The sequence below is a fragment of the Dorea sp. YH-dor226 genome, assembly GCF_039832105.1.
Taxonomy (GTDB): Bacteria; Bacillota; Clostridia; order Lachnospirales; family Lachnospiraceae; genus Dorea_A.
The window spans coordinates 1-21890 of the sequence record NZ_JBDOHS010000011.1 but is presented as its reverse complement, the minus strand read 5'-3'; the positions used below and the strand labels follow the sequence as shown (position 1 = coordinate 21890).

At 43.9% G+C, this 21890-nt stretch carries 23 protein-coding genes and 1 riboswitch; of the genes, 5 read left to right on the top strand and 18 right to left on the bottom strand.

The window, feature by feature from the left end; translation table 11 throughout:
- Window positions 1–29: 29 nt before the first annotated feature.
- Both ABE547_RS10390 and ABE547_RS10385 read right to left on the bottom strand, forming a co-directional pair.
- Window positions 30–542, bottom strand: a complete 513-nt coding sequence (locus tag ABE547_RS10390) for a hypothetical protein (protein WP_347378713.1) — start codon at window positions 540–542, stop codon at window positions 30–32.
- Window positions 543–570: 28 nt separating this feature from the next.
- Window positions 571–1362: a nitroreductase family protein gene (locus ABE547_RS10385; RefSeq protein WP_347378712.1), complete on the bottom strand. Its 792-nt coding sequence runs from the start codon at window positions 1360–1362 to the stop codon at window positions 571–573.
- Between the two features lie 121 nt (window positions 1363–1483).
- Window positions 1484–1591: riboswitch (TPP riboswitch) on the top strand.
- 204 nt (window positions 1592–1795) lie between these two features.
- On the opposite strand from ABE547_RS10385, the gene thiS reads away from it, so the two are divergent.
- From thiS to ABE547_RS10360, 5 genes are read left to right on the top strand one after another with little or no spacing between them, the layout of a single operon-like run.
- The gene (gene thiS / locus ABE547_RS10380) at window positions 1796–1993 is read left to right on the top strand and encodes a sulfur carrier protein ThiS (protein WP_347378711.1); all 198 of its coding nucleotides are present in this window, start codon (window positions 1796–1798) and stop codon (window positions 1991–1993) included.
- Between the two features lie 5 nt (window positions 1994–1998).
- The gene (gene thiF, locus ABE547_RS10375; RefSeq protein ID WP_347378710.1) at window positions 1999–2643 is read left to right on the top strand and encodes a sulfur carrier protein ThiS adenylyltransferase ThiF; all 645 of its coding nucleotides are present in this window, start codon (window positions 1999–2001) and stop codon (window positions 2641–2643) included.
- A gap of 25 nt (window positions 2644–2668) precedes the next feature.
- Complete coding sequence (locus ABE547_RS10370; RefSeq protein WP_347378709.1) at window positions 2669–3445, top strand: thiazole synthase; 777 nt, start codon at window positions 2669–2671, stop codon at window positions 3443–3445.
- 13 nt (window positions 3446–3458) lie between these two features.
- On the top strand, window positions 3459–4673 hold the full coding sequence (gene thiH, locus ABE547_RS10365) for a 2-iminoacetate synthase ThiH (protein WP_347378708.1): 1215 nt from the start codon (window positions 3459–3461) through the stop codon (window positions 4671–4673).
- Window positions 4674–4700: 27 nt separating this feature from the next.
- On the top strand, window positions 4701–5339 hold the full coding sequence (locus ABE547_RS10360) for a thiamine phosphate synthase (protein ID WP_347378707.1): 639 nt from the start codon (window positions 4701–4703) through the stop codon (window positions 5337–5339).
- 126 nt (window positions 5340–5465) lie between these two features.
- Here the strand turns inward: ABE547_RS10360 and ABE547_RS10355 are convergent, their stop codons facing one another.
- From ABE547_RS10355 to ABE547_RS10280, 16 genes are all read right to left on the bottom strand, one after another.
- A complete protein-coding gene (locus ABE547_RS10355) occupies window positions 5466–6347 on the bottom strand; it encodes a hypothetical protein (protein ID WP_347378706.1) in 882 nt (293 codons plus the stop codon).
- Between the two features lie 275 nt (window positions 6348–6622).
- Window positions 6623–7492 carry a DUF2971 domain-containing protein gene (locus ABE547_RS10350; protein WP_347378705.1) on the bottom strand — a complete coding sequence of 290 codons (870 nt, stop codon included), beginning with the start codon at window positions 7490–7492 and terminating at the stop codon, window positions 6623–6625.
- Between the two features lie 11 nt (window positions 7493–7503).
- Window positions 7504–7869: a fluoride efflux transporter CrcB gene (gene crcB / locus ABE547_RS10345; protein WP_347378704.1), complete on the bottom strand. Its 366-nt coding sequence runs from the start codon at window positions 7867–7869 to the stop codon at window positions 7504–7506.
- A complete protein-coding gene (locus ABE547_RS10340; protein ID WP_347378703.1) occupies window positions 7863–9215 on the bottom strand; it encodes a M18 family aminopeptidase in 1353 nt (450 codons plus the stop codon). Before ABE547_RS10340 ends, crcB begins: the two co-directional genes overlap by 7 nt.
- A gap of 39 nt (window positions 9216–9254) precedes the next feature.
- Window positions 9255–10400 (bottom strand): flagellin lysine-N-methylase, encoded by a 1146-nt coding sequence (gene fliB, locus ABE547_RS10335; protein ID WP_347378702.1) that lies wholly within the window; start codon window positions 10398–10400, stop codon window positions 9255–9257.
- Between the two features lie 102 nt (window positions 10401–10502).
- Window positions 10503–11063 (bottom strand): DUF6323 family protein, encoded by a 561-nt coding sequence (locus tag ABE547_RS10330; protein ID WP_347378701.1) that lies wholly within the window; start codon window positions 11061–11063, stop codon window positions 10503–10505.
- Complete coding sequence (locus ABE547_RS10325) at window positions 11063–11908, bottom strand: DUF6179 domain-containing protein (RefSeq protein WP_347378700.1); 846 nt, start codon at window positions 11906–11908, stop codon at window positions 11063–11065. The genes ABE547_RS10330 and ABE547_RS10325 overlap by 1 nt, the downstream gene beginning before the upstream one ends.
- Window positions 11909–12339: 431 nt before the next feature.
- Complete coding sequence (locus tag ABE547_RS10320; protein WP_347378699.1) at window positions 12340–12771, bottom strand: hypothetical protein; 432 nt, start codon at window positions 12769–12771, stop codon at window positions 12340–12342.
- 97 nt (window positions 12772–12868) lie between these two features.
- Window positions 12869–14560, bottom strand: coding sequence for a Na/Pi cotransporter family protein (locus tag ABE547_RS10315; protein WP_347378698.1), 1692 nt, complete (start codon window positions 14558–14560; stop codon window positions 12869–12871).
- 282 nt (window positions 14561–14842) lie between these two features.
- Window positions 14843–15319 carry a low molecular weight protein-tyrosine-phosphatase gene (locus ABE547_RS10310; RefSeq protein ID WP_347378697.1) on the bottom strand — a complete coding sequence of 159 codons (477 nt, stop codon included), beginning with the start codon at window positions 15317–15319 and terminating at the stop codon, window positions 14843–14845.
- A 210-nt stretch (window positions 15320–15529) separates the two neighbouring features.
- Complete coding sequence (locus tag ABE547_RS10305; protein ID WP_347378696.1) at window positions 15530–16726, bottom strand: tyrosine-type recombinase/integrase; 1197 nt, start codon at window positions 16724–16726, stop codon at window positions 15530–15532.
- Window positions 16727–16808: 82 nt separating this feature from the next.
- A complete protein-coding gene (locus ABE547_RS10300; protein WP_347378695.1) occupies window positions 16809–17165 on the bottom strand; it encodes an excisionase in 357 nt (118 codons plus the stop codon).
- Window positions 17122–19089 carry an AAA family ATPase gene (locus ABE547_RS10295; protein ID WP_347378694.1) on the bottom strand — a complete coding sequence of 656 codons (1968 nt, stop codon included), beginning with the start codon at window positions 19087–19089 and terminating at the stop codon, window positions 17122–17124. Before ABE547_RS10295 ends, ABE547_RS10300 begins: the two co-directional genes overlap by 44 nt.
- Before the next feature lie 15 nt (window positions 19090–19104).
- Window positions 19105–20643, bottom strand: coding sequence for a MobQ family relaxase (mobQ, locus tag ABE547_RS10290; protein ID WP_347378693.1), 1539 nt, complete (start codon window positions 20641–20643; stop codon window positions 19105–19107).
- A 1-nt stretch (window position 20644) separates the two neighbouring features.
- On the bottom strand, window positions 20645–20995 hold the full coding sequence (locus tag ABE547_RS10285; protein ID WP_235395657.1) for a DUF3847 domain-containing protein: 351 nt from the start codon (window positions 20993–20995) through the stop codon (window positions 20645–20647).
- Between the two features lie 152 nt (window positions 20996–21147).
- A complete protein-coding gene (locus ABE547_RS10280) occupies window positions 21148–21555 on the bottom strand; it encodes a single-stranded DNA-binding protein (RefSeq protein WP_347378692.1) in 408 nt (135 codons plus the stop codon).
- Window positions 21556–21890: the final 335 nt, after the last annotated feature.

Genomic DNA, 21890 nt, shown 5'->3' with positions numbered 1-21890 from the left:
CCTCTGCTTTTCTCTGGGGTCCTTTCCTTTTACTGCTCCGGTTTTACTTTTGTAATCAACCCTTCGGAATCATGTGTGAATATCAGTGTCACAGTCTCTTCTTTCTCCCCTTTCAACAAAGATACCTGAACGGTTTCATTCACATCTCCCTTTTCTTTCAATTCTATATTTTGCACTTTATAGGTGAGATTTTCCTGTTCTGCTTCTGCAAAATACATGGTAGCCATCTGATTCAGAAAGGTATCAAGTGCATTTTCCGCAAAACAATCACCAACTTCTTTTTCCCAGTTCTCCCGTATTGCTTCGCATTTTTCCTGTATTTCTTGTTCCTCCGGCTGTGCGTCTTCCACATTGTCACCAATGACATAGGCTAAAGACGAGTCATATAATTCCGGATTCGGACAGTTCATGATTGTCTGAATAATCTTCTGTGCTTCTTCACTGACTCCCTGCTCTTCCTCCTCTTTTGAAGAACACGCTGTCAGCACCAGTACTGTCAGTAACATACTCATGATAGCGATGGTTTTCATCACTTTCTTCATTGAAAATTCCTCCTTTCCAATGAATCAACTATTTCCATTCTATGTTTTTCTTTTTTCTAGGTGCAGTACGCCGATATGTCACTGCCGGGTATCCCAGAAGCATACAGCAGGAGACAGGCGTATCTGTAATCCCAAGCCATTCCTGTAATGTATCACTTGCTTTGATCACACGCATCATATATCCGTTATACAGAACTCCCGCACCTTCTGCAACTGCCATATTTTCTATATTGGCCGCTGCCAGTCCTCCATCCAGCGGATTCTCGGATGCGATCACAAGAAAAGAAGTCGAGTTGAAAAAAAATACATCTTCTCCCGGATCTTTCTGATGTCTGAGATAAAACAACTCAAACACTCTTGCATACTCCGGATTGTCTGTTTTAAGTTTCTCGACAATATTCGGCATCTCTTTCCATACCAGTTCTTTAAATTCTTCCAACTGATTCTGGACCAAGATAAAACGGCATTCCTGACGGTTCTTTGCCGTCGGTGTGTATCGTCCAACATCCAGGATCCGCTCCATCTTCTCCCGCTCAATCGGCTCATCTTTAAAATTTCGGATACTTCTTCTGAACTTTACTGCACGGAGGAAGTTCTCAGGCTGAACTGTGAAGGTATCTTTTTCGTACTCTTCTACATCTTCCATATCATATCCCGGAATGGAAACTGCACCCACCGGACAGATTGCCACACAATGCCCGCAATGCATACAGTTACGGACGTAATCCGCCTTACCGTCAATCAACTTGATTGCTTTCCCCAGACAGTCTTTTACACAGGCTCCACATCCAATACATTTTTCTTTTTTTATATTTATCATCTCACATCATTCCTTTCTTTCCATGAATAATAACTTGTCAGTTATTTTTATTTTACAACAAATTCCAGATTTTCTAAATAAAGATTGACATTTCTTCATAATCTTTTTATACTTAAACATGTAAATTGAACAGGGGAGCTTATGTACTAGGCTGAGAGGAAGTTGAGAACTTCGACCCATATACCTGATTTGGATAATGCCAACGTAGGAACGTAGAGAAATTGCGGGAGGTACTTTGGTATCTCCCTTTTTGTATCATCTACTGGTGATTCCAACCAGGAGTTTACATTTTAATACCGGATTAGTTGAGAGTGAACGAGAGTTCATGAAGGGGTGCACCACCACGGGTGTATTACTTCGTGAACTCTTTTTTCTACCTGCAACGGTATAAACTGAAACACTTAACTGCTAATCTGCAGAAAGGAGGACATCTATGGTTACCATTAACGGACGTGAAACTGTTCTGGAATTACCGATGACAGTCTCTGATTATCTCGCACAGAACCAATATCAGATCAATCGTATCGCAATCGAATTAAACGGCGAGATTCTCCCCAAATACCAGTACTCTGACACCATGTTGAAGGACGGAGACAGTATGGAGATCGTAAGCTTTGTAGGAGGAGGCTAGAAGTCATGACAGAACAGAAACTTACCCGCGAACAGATCAACGCGGCACTGAATGAACGCCACAGTCCCAGGATACAGTCGCTTCTCTCCAAAGGAAATGTAGCGATCGCCGGACTTGGCGGTCTTGGTTCCAACATCGCATATTCTCTGGCACGAATCGGGGTCGGTCACCTGCATCTGATTGATTTTGATGTGGTAGATATTACCAACTTGAACCGACAGCAGTACTTTACCCGGCATATTGGATTATACAAGACAGACGCGCTGAAATCCCTGCTTCTGGACATCAATCCCTATCTGGATATCCACACCGACTGTGTAAAAGTAACAGAAGAGAACCTGGCAGATCTTTTCCGGGAAAATGATATTATCTGCGAGGCATTTGACAATCCCGAGGCAAAAGCCATGCTGGTCAATGGCATTCTGGAACATTTCCCGGAGAAAAAGCTGGTATCAGCCTCCGGAATGGCCGGATACGAAAGCAGCAACACAATCCGCACCCGAAGAATCACAAAGAACTTCTACCTGTGCGGAGATCAGGTTACGGAACCCTCCCGGGGGAACGGTCTGATGGCCCCGAGAGTTGCCATCTGTGCCTCCCATGAGGCAAATATGATCACACGCCTGATCCTGGGCGAAGAAGATATATAACAACACAAGAAAGAAGGTAATTATTATGAACCAAAACGAAGACAAACTGATCCTGGGAGGTCACGAATTCACCTCTCGTTTTATCCTCGGCTCCGGAAAATTCTCCCTGGAGCTGGTAAAAGCATGTATTGAAAAAGCGGAGACGCAGATCATCACTCTAGCTCTTCGTCGCGCCAATGAAGGCGGACTTGCCAATATTCTGGATTATATTCCGGACAATGTCACTCTGCTCCCGAACACTTCCGGTGCAAGAAACGCAGAAGAAGCGGTACGTATCGCAAGACTATCACGTGAAGTCGGCTGTGGTAATTTTGTAAAAATTGAAGTGATTCACGATTCCAAATATCTGCTTCCGGATAATTATGAAACCATCAAAGCAACCGAAATCCTTGCAAAAGAAGGCTTCGTTGTGATGCCATACATGTATCCGGATCTGAATGCTGCAAGAGCACTCCGCGATGCCGGTGCTGCCTGCATCATGCCGCTTGGTGCTCCGATCGGTTCCAATAAGGGTCTTAGCACAAAGGATTTCATTCAGATTCTGATCGATGAGATTGACCTTCCAATCATTGTAGATGCGGGCATCGGTCGCCCTTCTCAGGCATGTGAAGCCATGGAAATGGGTGCAGCTGCAGTCATGGCCAATACAGCGATCGCAACCGCCGGTGACATTCCTGTCATGGCCGAAGCATTTAAGAAAGCCATCGAAGCCGGAAGAAGCGCTTACCTGTCAGGTCTGGGTCGCACCATCGAAAAAGGCGCCAGTGCTTCTTCTCCACTGACTGGATTTTTACAGGATTAGGAGGCATTCATTCATGGAAAAGGAACATATCAATGAAAGCATTTTAAATAAAGAAATTCTGGAAGATCAGAAAAAGAACCGCATCGACCATATGACCTATCTTCCCGGAATGGAAGCTCTGGAATCCGATATCATGGATCAGGTAATCTCTGCCATGGATGCGTATGATTACGACAAATATACAGAAGCGGATGTCAGACGTGCACTTGCACATGACGCGAAGACACCGGAAGATTTTGCCGCCCTCCTTTCTCCTGCCGCACTTCCACTTCTGGAAGACATTGCACAGGCAGCAAGAATTGAGACACGAAAACACTTCGGCAACAGTATCTATATGTTTACACCGCTCTATATTGCCAATTACTGTGAAAATTATTGTATCTACTGCGGCTTCAACTGCCACAACAAGATCAACCGAGCACAGTTAAAGCCTGATGAAATCGAAAAAGAAATGGCTGCAATCGCAAAAACCGGGCTTCAGGAGATCCTGATACTGACAGGAGAAAGCCGCATCAAATCTACGGTTGAATACATTGGAGAAGCCTGCAGGATTGCAAGGAAATACTTCAAAGTCATCGGCCTTGAGATCTATCCGGTCAATTCCGATGAATATGCCTATCTTCACGAATGCGGTGCTGATTATGTCACTGTATTCCAGGAAACCTACAACTCGGACAAATACGAAACTCTGCACCTGGCAGGGCACAAACGCATCTTTCCTTACCGTGTCAATGCACAGGAACGTGCGATCAGAGGCGGTATGCGAGGCGTTGGCTTCGGTGCACTTCTGGGACTGGATGATTTTCGAAAAGATGCATTCGCTACCGGATATCACGCATATCTCCTGCAGCGAAAATACCCACATGCAGAGATTGCATTTTCCTGTCCGCGACTGCGCCCAATCATCAACAATGACAGAATCAATCCAATGGACGTTCATGAGCCACAGCTTCTCCAAGTGGTATGTGCTTACCGGCTCTTTATGCCATTTGCAAGCATCACCGTGTCCACCAGAGAATGTGCCCGTGTGCGTGATAATCTGGTCAACATTGCAGCTACCAAGATCTCTGCGGGTGTCAGCACCGGAATCGGCAGTCATGTAGATGATATTGAAGAAAAGGGAGATGATCAGTTCGAGATTTCGGATGGTAGATCTGTAGATGAGGTATATCAGGCACTTCTTTCGAACAACCTGCAGCCGGTCATGAGCGATTATATCTATGTATAAAATATGAGAACTGCACGAGGAAATGAAATGGATAAAAACAGTAACCAAAAGAACGAAAATGCCGCATCGGATTCTAAATACGATCAGACATTGTTTCATCGGGTAATTGCCGTCAGCAACCGACATCTTTGCCGGCGGCCATTTCCGGAACAGATCGAACGGATCTGCCAGTGTCATCCGCAGGCGCTGATCCTGCGGGAAAAAGACCTGTCGGAGGATGAATACACCCTTCTTGCAGAACAGGTCATGAGGATCTGCGGATCCTATCAGGTGCCGTGCATTCTCCATACTTACTGGAAGACAGCGCTGGAGCTGCATTGCACATCGATCCACCTGCCGCTTCCACTGCTTCGGGAGTGCAAAAAGCAGCCGGAGGTACCTATAAGTTCCTTCTCGCAGCTTGGGACTTCCGTTCATTCGATCGAAGAAGCAGTCGAAGCAGAACGACTCGGTGCCACTTATATCACCGCGGGACACATCTATGCAACCGACTGTAAAAAAGGCCTGCCGCCGAGAGGACTGGACTTTCTCCGAAGTGTGTGTCAGGCAGTTGATATCCCTGTCTATGCAATCGGGGGAATGAAACCGGATAAGGCTCAGTTCGCTGAGATCCAGGACTGCGGTGCCGCCGGAGGCTGCATTATGTCCGGAATGATGGAACTTTGAGAATATACAAGAAATTCATCTGGGTAATATACACTTTTCACAGGAAAAATCAAGGTTTTCATAAACAGATTTTTCTTGTGGGAAGCGACATGTCTCAGAGGCGATAAGTACTATTACGCAGGCTTTTTATTCCCTTTTCCAGCACTCGTCCACTAATTCTTCCGCTTTTCGCTGTGTCAATTCATATTTCTGTGCAAGTTGCAAAACCGCATGTTCCCGATCTACACCAAGATCTTTACAGATTTGAACTGCTTTTTTTATTGCAGACATTCTCCCCTCTTCCCAGCCCTCTTCTCTCGTCTGTCTCATATGCCTTTCTTCATCATATTCATAAATACTCACCGACTTCGCCTCCGCTCTGTTCTCTGACAGGAAATCTGCCAGAATTCCCTCTCGAATACACTCGGCAATTGCCTGATCCACTGCATCTTCTAATGTCATCTTTTCAGCATACTGCCTTACACGCCAGGTATATTCTGCGTAATCTTTCAGCGTCTTACACGCATCCTTTAATCTTTCATTCTTCCCCGGATTAATATTCAACAGAACCGCTTTCAACTCCAAAGCAGGATCTTTATCCGGGATTTCATACAAATCAGACAAATTTAATTCCATTTTCTCTGGAAGATTCCTGGTACCATTAAAAAAGATAATAAAATTCGGTGTCGGCAGCATCACTTTTTTCTCTCCATAAAAGTTGCTGTCCTTTGTAATTAAAGAATATAAATCTGAAATATAAAACAAATATCTCAACGGTAAATTGGGACTATACGTAGATTGATGTTCATATAGCGACAATCTGGAATCAATAATAAAAGAAACATCATTATGCATAGACATATAAATAGCATTCTCTAATGTGTTAATTACCAGTTGTTCCGGATCTGTATAATTTGTATTATTGACTGCATTATAAAGTCCCAGTGATTCCTTTTTATTTCTAAACACCATTTCAAACACACTGGCTTTATAGGTTCGTTTCACAGCTGTTTTTTTTACTTCGGTCATTCAAGAGCCCTCCTTTTTATTCGGGGCTCTAAATGAAACCTGCACTTTAATCGCACCAGAAACCCCTTTGCTATTATTGTCTGAAAAGCATTGAGATTTCTTATTAGATATTACAGATGATATCAGATGCGTCTCCGCCTAGAAATTAGAAATGTAATGCTTGAAATATACTATAACACACTTTTTATAAACTTACCAGTATATTTTATTTATTTTATAACTTTTATTTATTCTCACTGAAATTCATACTCATTCCCAGGATCTGCAAAACGAAATTAATACCTCAGCTTGATATCTGAGAGATGAACGGGAACACGATATCCCTTGCTTTTCATCATATATTCCATGCCTTTTTTCGCAAGATCGATGTGATTCTGGGGTGCCACCATGATCTCTTTGACGGGAAGATTCTCTTCACTTAGCTGAATTTTGATAAATGGGATCATAAATCCGTCTTTTTCACGAAAGTTTACCTCTGTACCTTTCTGCTTTTTGAAGATAAACCGGTATTCTTGCTCTTCCTTGAAGGCTTCATGCTTGAAAAACATCGCATACACGGCTGCGATCTTCTGGAATTTGCGGCAGGCCTTCCGATAGACCGGATCTTCCGGATTCTTCTCTCCGGCTTCCAGAATCCTTTCAAAAGGTGTCTGAAAAAGCTCCGGAAGGTAATCACTGATGATCTTGCGAATCAGTCTTTTCTGCTGTTCGGAATCATAGATAACAAACCCATGATAATCGATGACATTTGCCTCGCCGATACGCTGCACGATCTTCTCGCTGTCAAGTCCGATATTATAACCGGTCTTGCTGCCGAATTCAGACCACATGGTGATACTGTCCCTGCAGTTGGAAAATGACAGCACAAAGTATTCCTTGTTTTTACCGCCTGCCAGGAATACCGCCTCCTCCAGCACGTCTCTCAGGAACATTTTCTTCTGAGATTCTTTTTTGATATTTTCCTCGCAGACGGCTTCAATAATCCGCGTAATATATGAAAATTCATCCGGGTCATTCAAGAAATCACTCTTCGTTGCCCAGAAGCAATTATGATTCACGATTCCGTTAATTCCATTGCTTTTTGTATAATGATACAGAATACTTCCCGGTTCTGCCTGTGTAAGTTTCACCTGTCTGCTCGCCATTTTCTCTCCTCCTATTTCACCAGAACCTGTGCTGCAAACACCGCCAGCACTCCCAACACGACACTCAGAACCGCATACGTAAGTGCGACCCCTGTATTTCCACTCTGGAGCAGATCTGTCGTCTCAAATGCAAATGTAGAAAATGTTGTAAATCCGCCGCAGATACCCACTTTCAGAAACAGAATCAGATGTGGATCCACAGATGAATTCTTCGCTGCCAGCGCTGCGATCAGGCCAATTGCAAATGCACCTATGATATTAATGAGAAATGTTTTCACAGGAAATACGGGCTGTGCCTTCATCGGAATCAGACCGATCAGATACCTGCATACTGCCCCGATGAAACCGCCCAGTCCCACAAATATACAATTTACCATAACTTATATACTCCTTCGCTTTCTTCCACAACAGAAGTCTGATAGAACTGCTTGGCCGCACGGATCAGATAATCCGTATCTTTCACACCGCCGGTCTCATACGGTGAGTGCATGGCAAGCTGTGCCAGGCCGACATCCACCGTATTCAGCGCCACCTGCGTATTAGAAATATTGCCAAGAGTTGAACCACCCGGCAGATCCGAACGGTTCAGGAATGTCTGATACGGAACCTTCGCAGCTTCACAGATCCTGGTAAATACCGCTGCCGCCATTCCGTCCGTGGTATACTTCTGATTCGCGCTGTATTTAATCACGACGCCGCCATTGGGATACGGGCGGTTGGTCGGACATGCCTTATCCGCCTGATTCGGATGAACCGCATGTGCATTATCCGCGGACAACATAAAGCTGGAAGCCAGTGCCTGATGATACTGTCCGTTTGTCCGGCCGAGACCTTCATTGATACGAAGAAGTGTATCCAGAAGAAATGTAGATGCCGCCCCCTGCTTCGTACCGCTTCCGACTTCTTCATTGTCAAAGACACAATGTACCGGGATACTGTCTCCATCCTCTGCTGTCAGAAATGCCTGCAGGGACGCAAACGCGCACTGCAGATCATCCAGCTTACCGATGGACATGAATTCCTCCTCTGCTCCCCAGATACTTCCTCCCATCCGGTTATACAGGAACAGGTCATTACCCACAATATCCTCTGCACATACTCCGGCCGCCTCTGCAATCTGCTTCATGAAAGTTCCCTTTTCACATCCCATTCCATAGAGCGGAAGCAGATCCTTCTGCGCATTGTATTTATAACCATCATTGGCTTCCCGGTTCATATGGATTGCCAGATTCGGAATCATCACAAGGTCCCGGTCCACAGATACCAGCTTCGTCACCAGACGACTGCCTTCCCGCACCACCAGTCTTCCCGCCACCGAAAGCGGTCGGTCAAACCATGGTGCACAGAGCATCCCGCCATAACGCTCCACATTCAGCTTCACATATTGTCCTTCCACTTCCATCTCCGGATGTTCCTTGATCTTAAAAGACGGGGAATCACTGTGACTTGCCATAATCTGAAATCCCCGGAAATCTTTCTTCGGGATCCGAAATGCCAGAATCGAAGATCCGTTTCTGGTCACATAATATCTGCCGCCTTCCTGTAATTCCCAGCTGCGGCTCTCCAAAAGCTGCTGATAGCCCTCTGCCTCCAGCCTCTGCCTCATATTCTGTACTGCATGAAACGGGCTTGGACTTGCCGTAATAAACTCAAATAACTGCCGAACCGTTTCACGATTTTTCTCTCTGTCTGATTCTGTCTGGTAATTTCTATTCTCTTCCATATATCTATTCCCTTCTGTCACCTGTCATTCATATGCCCTTTATATCTGCTTCCAGAACATCGGCACCAGCTGCTCTTCCATCATCTCTTCCATCTGATTCAGATTCGGATCAGAATGCTCAAGCTCCCTGGAATACCGATACACAGTCTCCACCACATCCTGCATCTCCAGCATTTTTTCATTCTTCAGCCACTGCGCCGCCAGAAGTTCCCGGATCAAAAGTACGCTGATCACCGCCATCTGCACTTTCGCATAGGCTCTTCCGTCATACACTGCCCCGCAGAAATAAGTACTGAGAAAGTAAACCAGAAGCTGTTCACACTGTACACTCCATTCCGGCATGTGTACGCCAATCCAGTCAGAAAATTCTTTCCGAACCTCCAGGTAATGCTTCTGTCCCTTCCGATAAAGCAGGGCTTCCGCTTCCCGAAGATACGGCTCCCAGTCGTCCCGGAGACGTTCCAGCTGATCCAGATTCCAGAACATCTGTCTGACATAGCGAAACTGCTGTTCTTCATTGCTCTGAGCCTCTTGAACCTTCTTCTGAACATATGCCTCCGCCGCTTTCGTCTGATACCGTTCCAATACCTCCTGACAGGAGAATATCTCTCCCTTTTTGATCCGCACCTGCATATCATGTGCAATCGCAAGGATCAGACCGGCTCTCAGATCCAGCGGTTTCTTCCGGTCCTGCAGAATCCGGATCATCAGATCCCGCCCGTCCAGAAGCTCCGAATACAGAAATGGATCAAAATCCTCATATTCCTCTTCGCCCTCTTTTTCATACGACAGGAACTTCACCGGCTCTTTCTTTGCAAGCAGAATCTTCGCCACCTCCGGACAGGAAACCGACAACGTGATCTCTCTGACATTTTCAAATTCCTCCACGTGCCTGGGATAACGTCTGCAGGTTCTGCACAGGCTGTCTTTCCCCAGTTCGGTATACATCTCACATAAGTTATCCTCTTTCAGAAATGCACACCTCTTATCTTCAGACTGCCGGAAAGTCCCCTCCTTCCAGTCCACAGAACTTCGAAGCTTTTTTCGGAAAGGCCCTCTTACCTTTCGATATCTCTCCAGCGCTCTCCGATCTGCTACAATCTGCCAGCCCGCACAACAGGTATCCTCACACCGATCTGCCACGCACTGGAACTGATGATAATAATCCGGTATCGTATATAACAAAGTATCTTCTCCCTTCTGCAGCCACATGCATTACAATCGCATCATTTACAGTCACATCTTCTGCAATCATATTTTCTATGATTATATCACAGAAACATCCATTTACTCCATATCTTCCAGACTTGCACGATATAATTCATAATCCCATCTGCTCTCCTCGGACAGGTTCTGATATTCATTATCTGTCACATGAAGACGATACTCATCCCGCAATCCCTTGTAAAATGTATCAGCATGTGTTTCCCGGATCTTCCTTGCATATCGCTCCAGACAAGTGCTCTCCAGATATTCCAGATCTCCGAAACATACCTCCTCAAACTGCTGCCGCATGAATTCCAGCAGCTCCTGATCCGTCAGTTCATCCATCGATTCATTTTTATAATGATAAAAGATCTCCTGCAATCTTCCCAGCGTTTCCACATAAGTGCTGCTGTCTATGTACTGAGAATCGCAGAAGTTCTCGATAATCTGCGGCAGAATTCCTTCCCCGAATTCCACTCTCCGATTCTCCTTCAGTGTATCTTTTCTGTGAACCATCAGCTCCTGCGCCTGTTCTTCAGTCAGCGCAAGCCCAAATTGTTCCGAATGGCGGTTACACTCCATCACCCGCGCAAGCTCCTGTTTCCTCTGTTCCTCCTCCATCAGCGCAAACATCTCATCCATTATCCAATGACCTCCTTCAGACAATGATTCTCTATCCCGTTTTTCAGTTCAAATGCCAGATCATCCAGGTCTCTGCTCAGATATCGATACAGTTCTTCCTCTCCTCCATATATCTGATTGACAAGAATCTTCAGTGCCACTTCCAGTCGACCTTTCAGCTCCTTTGCCTTCACCTCATTCATGTACAGCGCCTCTTCGATCTGCAGATATTCTTCTTTTGAAAGCTCCGTTTCAGTCAGGTCAATCTCCGCCAGCATACAGCATAGTATTCTGCGAAGCGGCGTCTGACACACATTTACAAAGTACTCCTCATACTCCGGATACCGCTCCCTGTTCACAGCTCTCACATATGCCTTCGGAAACCGTGAAAGAAACTGCTGTTCCTTGTCGATACTCCAAAGATACTCATATATCCGGTCAATTCCACAGACTTTCACATCGTTTCCAAGAGCTGGATAATCCAGTGTCAGTATATGCTCCTGTGGTTTCAGTCTCGCATCATACCACAGGAAGAATTCCGGGATCCCTTTCCGAAACGTCTCCTCATACGCCCGGTTTCCGTAGCTGTCAAAATATTCCACAACCTGATTGTAACATTCTCTCGCATCCTGCGTCTTCTTGAGAACCAGCTCATATCCCAGTTCATATGCTTCTCTGGCAGACACCTTCTTTCCCGGGCACAGAACGTCCTTCCCTGCCCCAAAAGTGTATTCCTGAATGCAGTATAACACTGCCTTCATCAGCTGCTGCGCCGCCTCATAGGTAATGGATGTGCTGGCTTTTCCCGTATACTTCTCCGACAATTCCTTTACCAGCGGCAATAGTTCCTCCGGTCTGTACCGCATCCGTTCTCCCTCCCTGACATTACTTTACATATTTCCTTTATGGAACCTTATTCTACTCCTGCCAGAAAATGGTTACAAGGCTTGAAAAAGCCTTGTTTTTATGGTAATGTGCCACTGCTGTTAGGGACAAATACACATTTGATTCGCCAGGATGTGGGGACACAGATAAAATCTTGTCACGGATAAGATGGAACGCGTAGAACGACGTAGCGCACATGTTTTGGGCGTATAGGAAATATCTTGCCGCTGCCTGCCAGAAGATACGCTTCTCAACTGTGTTCCGAGATTGAAAGAGGGCAATAATGCATGAATTTTGCATTATCGCCCTTTTTATTATGCACAAACCAAAAATATCATCAGGTATAAGAAGAAAATGGGATGTAAGAAAGCAGAAAACATCCATACGCCCATCCCAACTGTTTCAAAGAAACTCATAGGAACTTCTTCATCTCTTCCGCCAGCTTCTCATTGCACTTTTCAAACTGTTTCGCCAGCGAAATGCTGTCTCCGGATGCATCCGGGCACTGATTCCTCTTTTCTGCGATTGACTTGACTCCCATGTTCCCGCCATCCATCATCATCTTCGCAATCTGTGTACTGTCATCCTTAATCTTTAGCTTCACTTCCGCTGTCACCCAGGAAAATGCTTCCGCCATCTTATCAGATGCCGTCTCTTCCTGCGCACATCCTCCTGACAGACGAATGGCTTCCTCCTCCATCTTCCGGTACTTGTCGCGATATTCCCTGAACACCCGCTTCAGCTCTGTATCCCTTACATATTCACCGATCTGCTCGATGCTGTTTAGCGCCATCCGACATCCCCGTCTGCATTCCTTTAATAATTTCGTTGTCTGCTGATCCATTTTCCGATTCTTCCTTTCACACATTTCACTAAAATACACAGGCAGTGATCACTCATCCTTATATTCTGCAAAATTCATCGGAAATATACTTCAGGCATTATTTTTCTTCTACCGTCAGGAAATAATTGAAGCTGACATCATTGATTGCCACATCTGCCAGGTTAATACAGCTGTTGCCCATACGGTCGATACTGTGCAGGATTCTGGTAAACGGTGCCGTAAGACTTGCCTTACACTGTCCTTTGCTGACACGCTGCACATGATCTTTTCGCATCTTAATATCCAGATCCAGGATCTTGTCCTTACGCTTCAGGATCTTATCCGCCTGATCCGGAGCGCCGTTCTGCAAAGCATCCATCGCCGAATCAAACATCTTTGAGATGGCTTTTAAGCTCTTTGCGAGATCATCCATTGCATCCTGCGAATATTTGTACTTATTTGTCACCTTTTCCCGAATACAGTCTGCCAATTCCACAGACAGATTACCCATACGATCCACGTCACTTAAGATATACATCAGACTCGCCGTCTGAGACGCCTGCTGCTCTGTCAGCGAACCGGAAGAGAACAGCCCTGCCAGATATTCTGTGATCCGGTCATACAGCTCACTGATCTGTACACCTTTTTCTTTCATGGTATCAATCTGCTTTGTATCTTCACTTTTCACAATTTCAAGAATGCCCTGAATCTGCTCTTTCACCAGATCACTTAAATGAACCACTTCTTTTGCCACCAGCTGAAGTGCGGCTGCCGGCTGACTGATCATCTTATCATCCAGATACAGCGGAGTTGACAACTCCACAATCTCTTTCTTTCCGTCCGGAACAAGCTTCGTTACAATCTTTACCATCAAACCGATCAGGCCAACCCAGATAACCGTCATTGTCAGATTAAACAGAGTATGTGCATTTGCGATCTGTCTGGAAATCACGTCTACTTCCGGTCCCTTTGGAGAGAGATACTGAATCAGTGCGGCATATGGCTTTACAAACCAGATGAACAACAGACATCCGGAGATATTAAATACACAGTGTGCCACCGCTGTTCGCTTCGCATCTTTCGACTGCCCCACACTCGCCAGAAGCGCCGTGATCGTCGTACCGATATTATCTCCGAGAAGAATCGGGATCGCACCTGCCAGTCCCAGAATACTGGTCACACCATCCGGTCCTGCCTGAGATGCGAAGTTCTGAAGCACCGCGATCGTCGCACTACTGCTCTGCACCACCAGTGTCATCAATGTACCAACCGCAACACCCAGAACCGGAATATCTGCAACCTTTGCGATCATATCCGTAAATACCGGGCTGGAAGCCAGCGGCTTCATCACACCGCCCATGGTCTCGATTCCAAGGAACAGAAGACCAAATGCAAAGATCGTCTGTCCGATATTCTTTACCTTTTCTGATTTGGACAAAAAAGACACGATAAATCCCATAAAGATAATAATATATATGTAATCACTGATCTTAAACGCAATGATCTGTGCCGTCATAGTCGTACCGATATTCGCACCCAGAATAATGGAGATTGCCTGCGGCAGACTCATCAGCCCCGCGCTTACAAAACCAATCGCCATAACCGTCGTCGCACTGCTACTCTGCAACACAGCCGTTGTCAGCGCTCCGGCGAGCACTCCCATGATCGGATTCCTGGTAAGAAGCGCCAGGATACTCTTCATCTTCTCACCGGCTGCCTTCTGCAGACATTCGCTCATCAGATTCATGCCATAGATAAATACCGCCAGGCCACCTAACAATCCAAAAACAATCTGTAATTTTTCATTCATATTTTTTCCCTCTTAAACAAATCTCCTTCATCGTCAGACATTGTTTCCTATGTCGGAATCATTTTATCGAAAGTGTGTATGAGGGAAATAAGATTTGTGTTAAATCTGTGTAAAATCTTATTAGTTCCGTATAACTGCCTTATAATAATTCAGAACCTCTAAGAATTCATAAACAGAGCTATCTTCATTCACTTTTATAAAAATGTAGGGAAATTTATCTGCCAGACTTGGCTAAAATAAGAAATCTTCGGATGCATAGCAACAGAAAAAATGCAGCATCGGTTACCGCCACCGGTGCTGCGTTTCATTCTCGAGAAGATAGGAAAGCAATGCCTCGCATCCTTCCACAACATCTTCATAAGTTCTGTCAAAATTACCTGTATACCATGGATCTGCAATATCCCTTGACGCTCCGGCGAACGCCAGAAGCTTGTGGATCTTCCCTTCCGGATCCCCTCCCGCAATCCGATTCATATTCCGGATATTGGCCGAATCCATCCCGATCAGGTAATCGTATTCATCATAATCCCTTCTGGTCATCTGTCTTGCTCGATGCTCCAGCACAGGTACACCTACCTGTCGTAACTTCTGTACGGTTCCATAGTGCGGGCCGTTGCCGATCTCCTCCCGGCTGGTCGCAGCCGAAGAAATGTAGAAATCTGCCTGGCAGCCAGACTGGTTGACCATATTCTGAAAAACAAATTGTGCCATGGTGGAACGGCAGATATTGCCGTGGCAGATGAAAAGTACTTTAATCATGTGTTTCAACCTCCATATTTTGCTCGATTTTGCCAAGAAATGCCGTATTTCCAAGGGTTTGAGCATTTTCATGTTTTCATACTCTCCTGGCGTATCTTAGCAAGATTTTGCATATCTTTTCCTTTGATTGTGGGAAAAGTGTGGGAAATTCAACTGGTTTTCCCACAGTTAGTCTGCCATGGATGAAATCCCTTAAAAATGCCTAAAACACTAGGCATTGACTAACTTTAGTTTCTGTAATTCTTCCTTCGCATCTTCAAATCTTACATGAGTATATGTGTTAAGAGTAACACTGATATCCGCATGTCCCATCAGATACTGTAATGACTTTGGATTGATTCCTGTCTTTGCCATGTTGCTGCAGTAAGTATGACGGCATACATGAGGTGTCACTTTTGGCATCTGGATTCGATAAATCTTATTGTATTTTTCGCGAATATGCTGAAAATACTTCTGCCAGTGAAGTGCTACCATAGGTTTTCCATTCTTATCCAAATATAAGAAACCAGCTTTTCCATCCACGATTGGTTCAACTTTTGGTTTCTTCCTGTTTTTCAAAATGGTTTTAAAGCACTCATAAACCTCATTAGTCATGGGAAGCACTCTGGTTCCTGATGTGGATTTGGTATCTTCAATGATGTACTTCATTCCCGAAGTGCGAAGTAATTGATGATCTATATTGATGGTTCGCTCTCTCATATTGATGTCAGATATCGTCAATCCACAGAACTCAGAGATTCTCATACCGGTTTTGAAAAGAATGTATATTGCCTCATAATATCTTGAGAAGTGCTTATCATTCTTCACAAACTCCAAAAACTGTCTCTCTTGCTTTCTGGTAAGAGCTTCTCTCGTTTCTGAATCATTTACCAGAACCGTAGCAAGTTCAAAGGCAAATGGATTCTTATCTAAGATATCATCTTCCAAAGCCATCTGAAATGCAGGTCTTACCACACCTCGAATGGTATGAATGGTGCTGTATTTCTTACCATTTTCCTGCAACTCAATCAGCCACAGCTTAGCATCAGAAATACGAATCTCATCAATAAATCTTTCTCCAAACGGATCCTTTTTCAAGGTATTTATCACTGTCTTATAACCGGCTCTGGTACTTTCACGCACACCCTGCTTTTGCTTGATGTAACGCTCTACCAATTCATTTACTGTCATTTTAGGACAATTCGGTTTCCCCAAGAGCTGTTTCTTCAGGATCTCTTCTTCCATTGTTCTCAGAGCAACACAGTCTCTCTTTCCTGCAGGCAACTTATCTGTCGGTTCTAATTTCCAACTGTAAACATCCTTTCGTTTTCCGTTTTCTAAATAACTATATCTGTAACGACCATCCTTGCATTGGCTCTCTCGGTCGCGTAATACACGTTTTTTGCTATCACGTCGCTTCTGACTCATATGTGCTAACCTCCTAAATTTAAGAGAGCCTCTGCCATAGCACACAGTTAGTATATCATGAAGAGGCTCTTTGCGTAATCCCTTAAATTGCTGATGTTTTATCCAAAAATGACTCGAATTTTTTCCTCTTAATTTGGACACGATTGCCGTTATAAAGAATAAAATCAGCACCTTCGTGGTCAGCCACTATCTGACGCAATTTCTTCTGCCCGATTCCAAAGTAATCAGCAGCCTGTTCTATACTTAATGAATATTTTTCAAAAATCGGTGTTTCATAATTACGATTCAAATGTATCTCCTTCATTTCCTTATTATGTTCTATTCCCCTTTGGCAACTGGCAGGCAGGCAAGGTATCTGGGAATTCTTGCCAACCTGACCAGTTCCTTTGCCAAACTCACTTCTTAAGGCAAACTGTTTTCTTGGAATTCTCGAACCCATAATCCAGTTCGTCTTCTAATTTTCTTCTTGCATCTCGCATGGTTCGATCTGAGATTTTAAGTTTCTTGCCCTCTGCATCCAAATCCGCCACGTACATAAGATTTCTTGTTGTCAGGATTTGTCGTATCAATTTCATTGCCTGCTCCAACTTTGTTTCCTTCTGCTTTCCAGCTTTTCCTGACATCAATTCCTGCTCGGTGATTTCATATTCACCAATCCACTCCAACTTACTGTTTTCCAATGTAAATGCGACCGGTGTAGGTTTTGGCGCCAATGAACTTTTTGTTTGAATCACTACTCGCACATCCCTTTCGGTTTCTTTCTCCACTTTTCCGACTAATATAATGCTTCTAACCGCAGCTGAAATATCTACCGATCCAAGACCTCTATAATTAGCATGTGTTCCGGCATTCTTATTCAAGTGTCCGATCAGAACAATTGCTGCACCTGTTCGTTCTGCCACTCCCCCTAGATATCGAAACAATGGACGAATCTCATTTGCTCTGTTCATATCCACATCCGGTCCAAGATAAGCCTGAATCGGATCCATGATTAGAAGCTTTACATTGTTCTGCTTAATTGCCAGTTCCAACCTCGGATCAGTAAGGGACAGCATGGCATCATCTTCTACAATGACACGCACACGTTCCATATCTGCTCCACATTTCATCAACCTCGGCTTAATCGTATCTCCAATTCCATCTTCTGCAGTCTGGTAAAACACATTGAAAGAATCCATCGGGAGCTCATTCGGCAGTTCCTTTCGATTGGTACACGCTGCAGCCAGATGCATGGCAAGCCATGTTTTTCCCTGTCCCGGATCACCCTGAATCAATGTAACCTTACCAAACGGAATAAATGGATACCATAACCACTCCACTACCGTCTCTGTAATCTCTGTCATCTTTCTGACTGGAATCATTTTTTCACTAGAACCCCGAAGTTCCACATCCGATATGTAGTACTTCTCGCCCGGGTCTCCACTTCGATTTACCAGCACTTCGTTCCAGTCTTTTCTACTCGGTACCAATTGGTTCACTGCATATCGTGATGGAATCGCATCAAATAACTTTGCGCAGGCCTCGTGTCCAGCTTTATCATTATCCAGACATAGAATGATCTGTTCTATTTCAGAGCGTTCAGAAAGAAAAGTCTTAAGTGCTTTCGCACTGACTCCTCCCAGTGACAAATAATGATTCTCATGCCAGTACTTTGGATATAATGTAATAAAAGACAGTAGATCAATGGGTGATTCGAATACATACAACTTTCTTGCTAATCTTTTTCTTTGCTTATCCTCATCCCAGAATGCTACGCTTTTAAAACCATATTCCTTTTGCGAGCCAGATACATCTCCACGTAATTGTTCTTCTCCTGCATTTCTCCAGCTGGCATATCGTGGATTACCTTCGGAGTCTCTACCAACAAAAACAACTCTTTGATGGTCTTTCTCCTGGTAAATATCTCCTCGCTTGATAAATTCACTCACAATATCTTTATCCAGTTTTCGTTGATCAACCAGATACTCCATAATGTGATTTTGATTCTCATCTGCTTCAGGAAGCACCATCTCTTTTGTGGGGATGGGGTCTGCTACTGCAAGGCCACCATCCTCCACATAGGGAATTGCCCTTTTCTCAGAAAGAGAAGTTTTCAAACCAACCCTGGCCTCCTCTCCACCCAGTAACTCCTTTACTGCATCTGGAAAACTCAAATCATAAAACTCCATCATAAAATCAACCGGCCAACCACCTTTGCCCTGACTGTGCCGATACCATTTATTTTCACAAATGGTCACACTGTCATGCTTTTCCCAACGATATTCTCTGCCTGCTTTCTTGAAGCGTTCCCCTCTTGAAGAAAGAAATCGAACCAGATTCACTTCGTTGGCTCTTGTAATCTGATCCTCCGTATATTTTTCCAACGCATCACCTTCTCTCTATAGTTCCATACCACGATTCCGTTTCCTTGGTTTCTCAACTTCTCTTTGTTTTACTTCCACTTGTTTTTTTTCAAGTGCTTCTAAAACAGAGTTCTCATTTTTATCATCTAAAACAGTTTCAATATTTTTCTGTATCTTCTGATATGTTTTCAGTTCTCTAAATAGAGCATCTTTCTCTTCTTTCAATGCGGCTATCTCACCGGGTAAAACAGATTTATCATATTCCCACTTATGAACCGGAACCTTTCCATCATCATTTCGATTTTCCTGTAACACTCGCCTGGCACGATAATATCGATTCAGCTCTGACTTGTGTTCCTCTTTGTATTTCTCCTTAAACCATTTCTTCTGGTTCAGTTCATCATATATCGGCTGCATTTTCTGATATTCATCCCAGGCACGGATTCCTTCTTTTGCTAAAGACAGCGTTGCTGCCTTGTCCTCGATTCCTTTCTTTTTCTCCCGAATTAATTTTTCTAATGTTTGCATCCTTGCTGTCAGTTCATCCGGAGTATCTATGTGTTCTTGTTGTAGAAATGAAATGGTGGTTGTAAATTCTTTCAGATTTGTTGTCTTTGCCTTTTGTGTTCCATATGCAAATGTCTCTGCCACTTCATTTCTCTGCTCATAATATTCCATCAAATACTCTGCAATGGTAGGTTTCTTTGTAAGCATCATTTTTTCCTGAAGCTGACCTTCCTGAAACATTGCTTTCCACAAAAGTTCTTTTGCATCTTGAAGCATCTGATTAAATTTACGGATCATCCGATTCAGGCTTCCAAGAGCAGTTTCCATCCCTTTTGCTTCCATAGCTCGAACCGATGGTCCTTCGTGAACTGTTGGAATCTGATTCACACCAAGTTCCTCATAAGAACGCCAGTCTACTCTTTGTGGCAAACCTTTTTCTTCATAGAGCTCGTTGCACAGATTCGCCCATGCTTTTCGAAGCTCCGTCAAAGTTTCCTTACTGCTCCAATCATTTACCGGCACAGCTTTCATTTTTGGTTTGCCATTTTTATTTAAAACCGGTGTCCCATCTTCTTTCAGAATCGGAATCTTTTTCTGCTTTACATCCCATGTACCATCTTCCTTCAAAGGACGGATTGGAACCATGATATGCATGTGAGGATTTGGTTCTTTATCATCTAATCGCTTTGGATCATGAATCGCCAGATCTACAATCATACCTCGACTAACCAACTGTTCCCGGACGAATCTTCTTGCCAGTTCGATATTTTCTTCCATAGAAAATTCATTCATAAAAGCAATATCAAAACTGTGTGCCAGCTGTGCTTTCTTATTTGACTCTTCCCACTCCAGTTCATTCCAGAGAGTTTCTCTGTCTTTAAATCTTTCAGGAGCATGATCGGGCAAATGAATTTCTGAAAGAATCACTCCACCTTTTCTTGTGTAATCATTCACTTCGCCATAATAACTACTGTAAAGTTTTTCACCGGAACGATACGCCGCACTTGCAATTGCTGACTGTCCATGTCCTCTGGATAGCTGCGTTAAATGAAAATGATAACACCCCAAATTACTCCTCCTCTACAATTCCCATTCTTCCCTGTACCATATCGGCTACACGCAAATGAAACTGCAGCTCTGGAATATTCAACACTTCATCCATCAATTCATAAAACTCCGATTCCATCAGATACTGTGTATCTTTGCAAATTGCTTCAATCGCAGCACCCTTTGTAATCAGACGATGTACTCTGGCCTTATCTTTTTTCTTTCTCTGGTAACCGATCTGATTTTCTGCCCGTTGAATACAATGCTCTGCCTGCAACTGTTTTAATCTTGCATCTTCAATCTGCTGTTTGATTTTTTCCTGTTCTCTTAAATTTTCTTCTCGATACTCTTCAAATGATTTCTTTCTTGCCATATGTAAATAACCTTTCTTTAAAAACCTTTCTCTTCATCGGATTTCTAATCCGCAAAACCTTTTCTGAAATAGCTTTCAGAACGGTTTCCTTCGGAGAACGCACATACTTTGCTAAAAGTATATAAGTGCGCTCTTCAGCCTTGCTTCAGAGATTATTCAAACGGTAATTCCTCACCTTCCGGAACTTCCATGAATCCCTCACTGTCTGTTTTTGTTTCCTGCGTATTATCTACTTCAGCTGCTTTGCCTTCCGCAAAATAATGCTCATCTACAACGACCTCTGTGGTATAAACCTTTCTATCATCTTTACCGGTATAACTACCAGTCTGAATTCGACCACACACAACTATCTTCATTCCCTTCTTCAACCACTTCATGGCAAACTCAGCTCCCTTGCCATAAACCACACAATTGATAAAATCAGATGCGGTACTGTTGCTTCCACGATATCTGCGATCAACCGCAAGCGTGTACTTCACCATCAACGTGTCACCGGAACCTCCAACATATTTTGATTCCGGATTTCTTGTTAATCTTCCCATTAACTGAACCTTATTCATATAATTCACCTTTTTAACCTTTCATCTTTGCTAAGCCAACAAGTTACAATTGCACCTTCCCACCTCATCATTCCCTGCCTCAGTTATTTACTCAAGCGTATGCACTGATCAGACGTGCAGGATAAAAATTCCCAAATGCACATTCAGATCAAGCATCCTCGTGCAAAAGAGCTATGAAGTTGTCAAGGTGCGGTGAGGAGATGTAGATTTCTGTTCTGTATAGGTGTCAATGATTGGTAACACTTCACCCCCAAGATAATGTCAAGGGAAAGGTGGAGATTCTCGAAGAGAATACTACCTGACCTTGACATTATCCTTCATGATATACTGGTTCA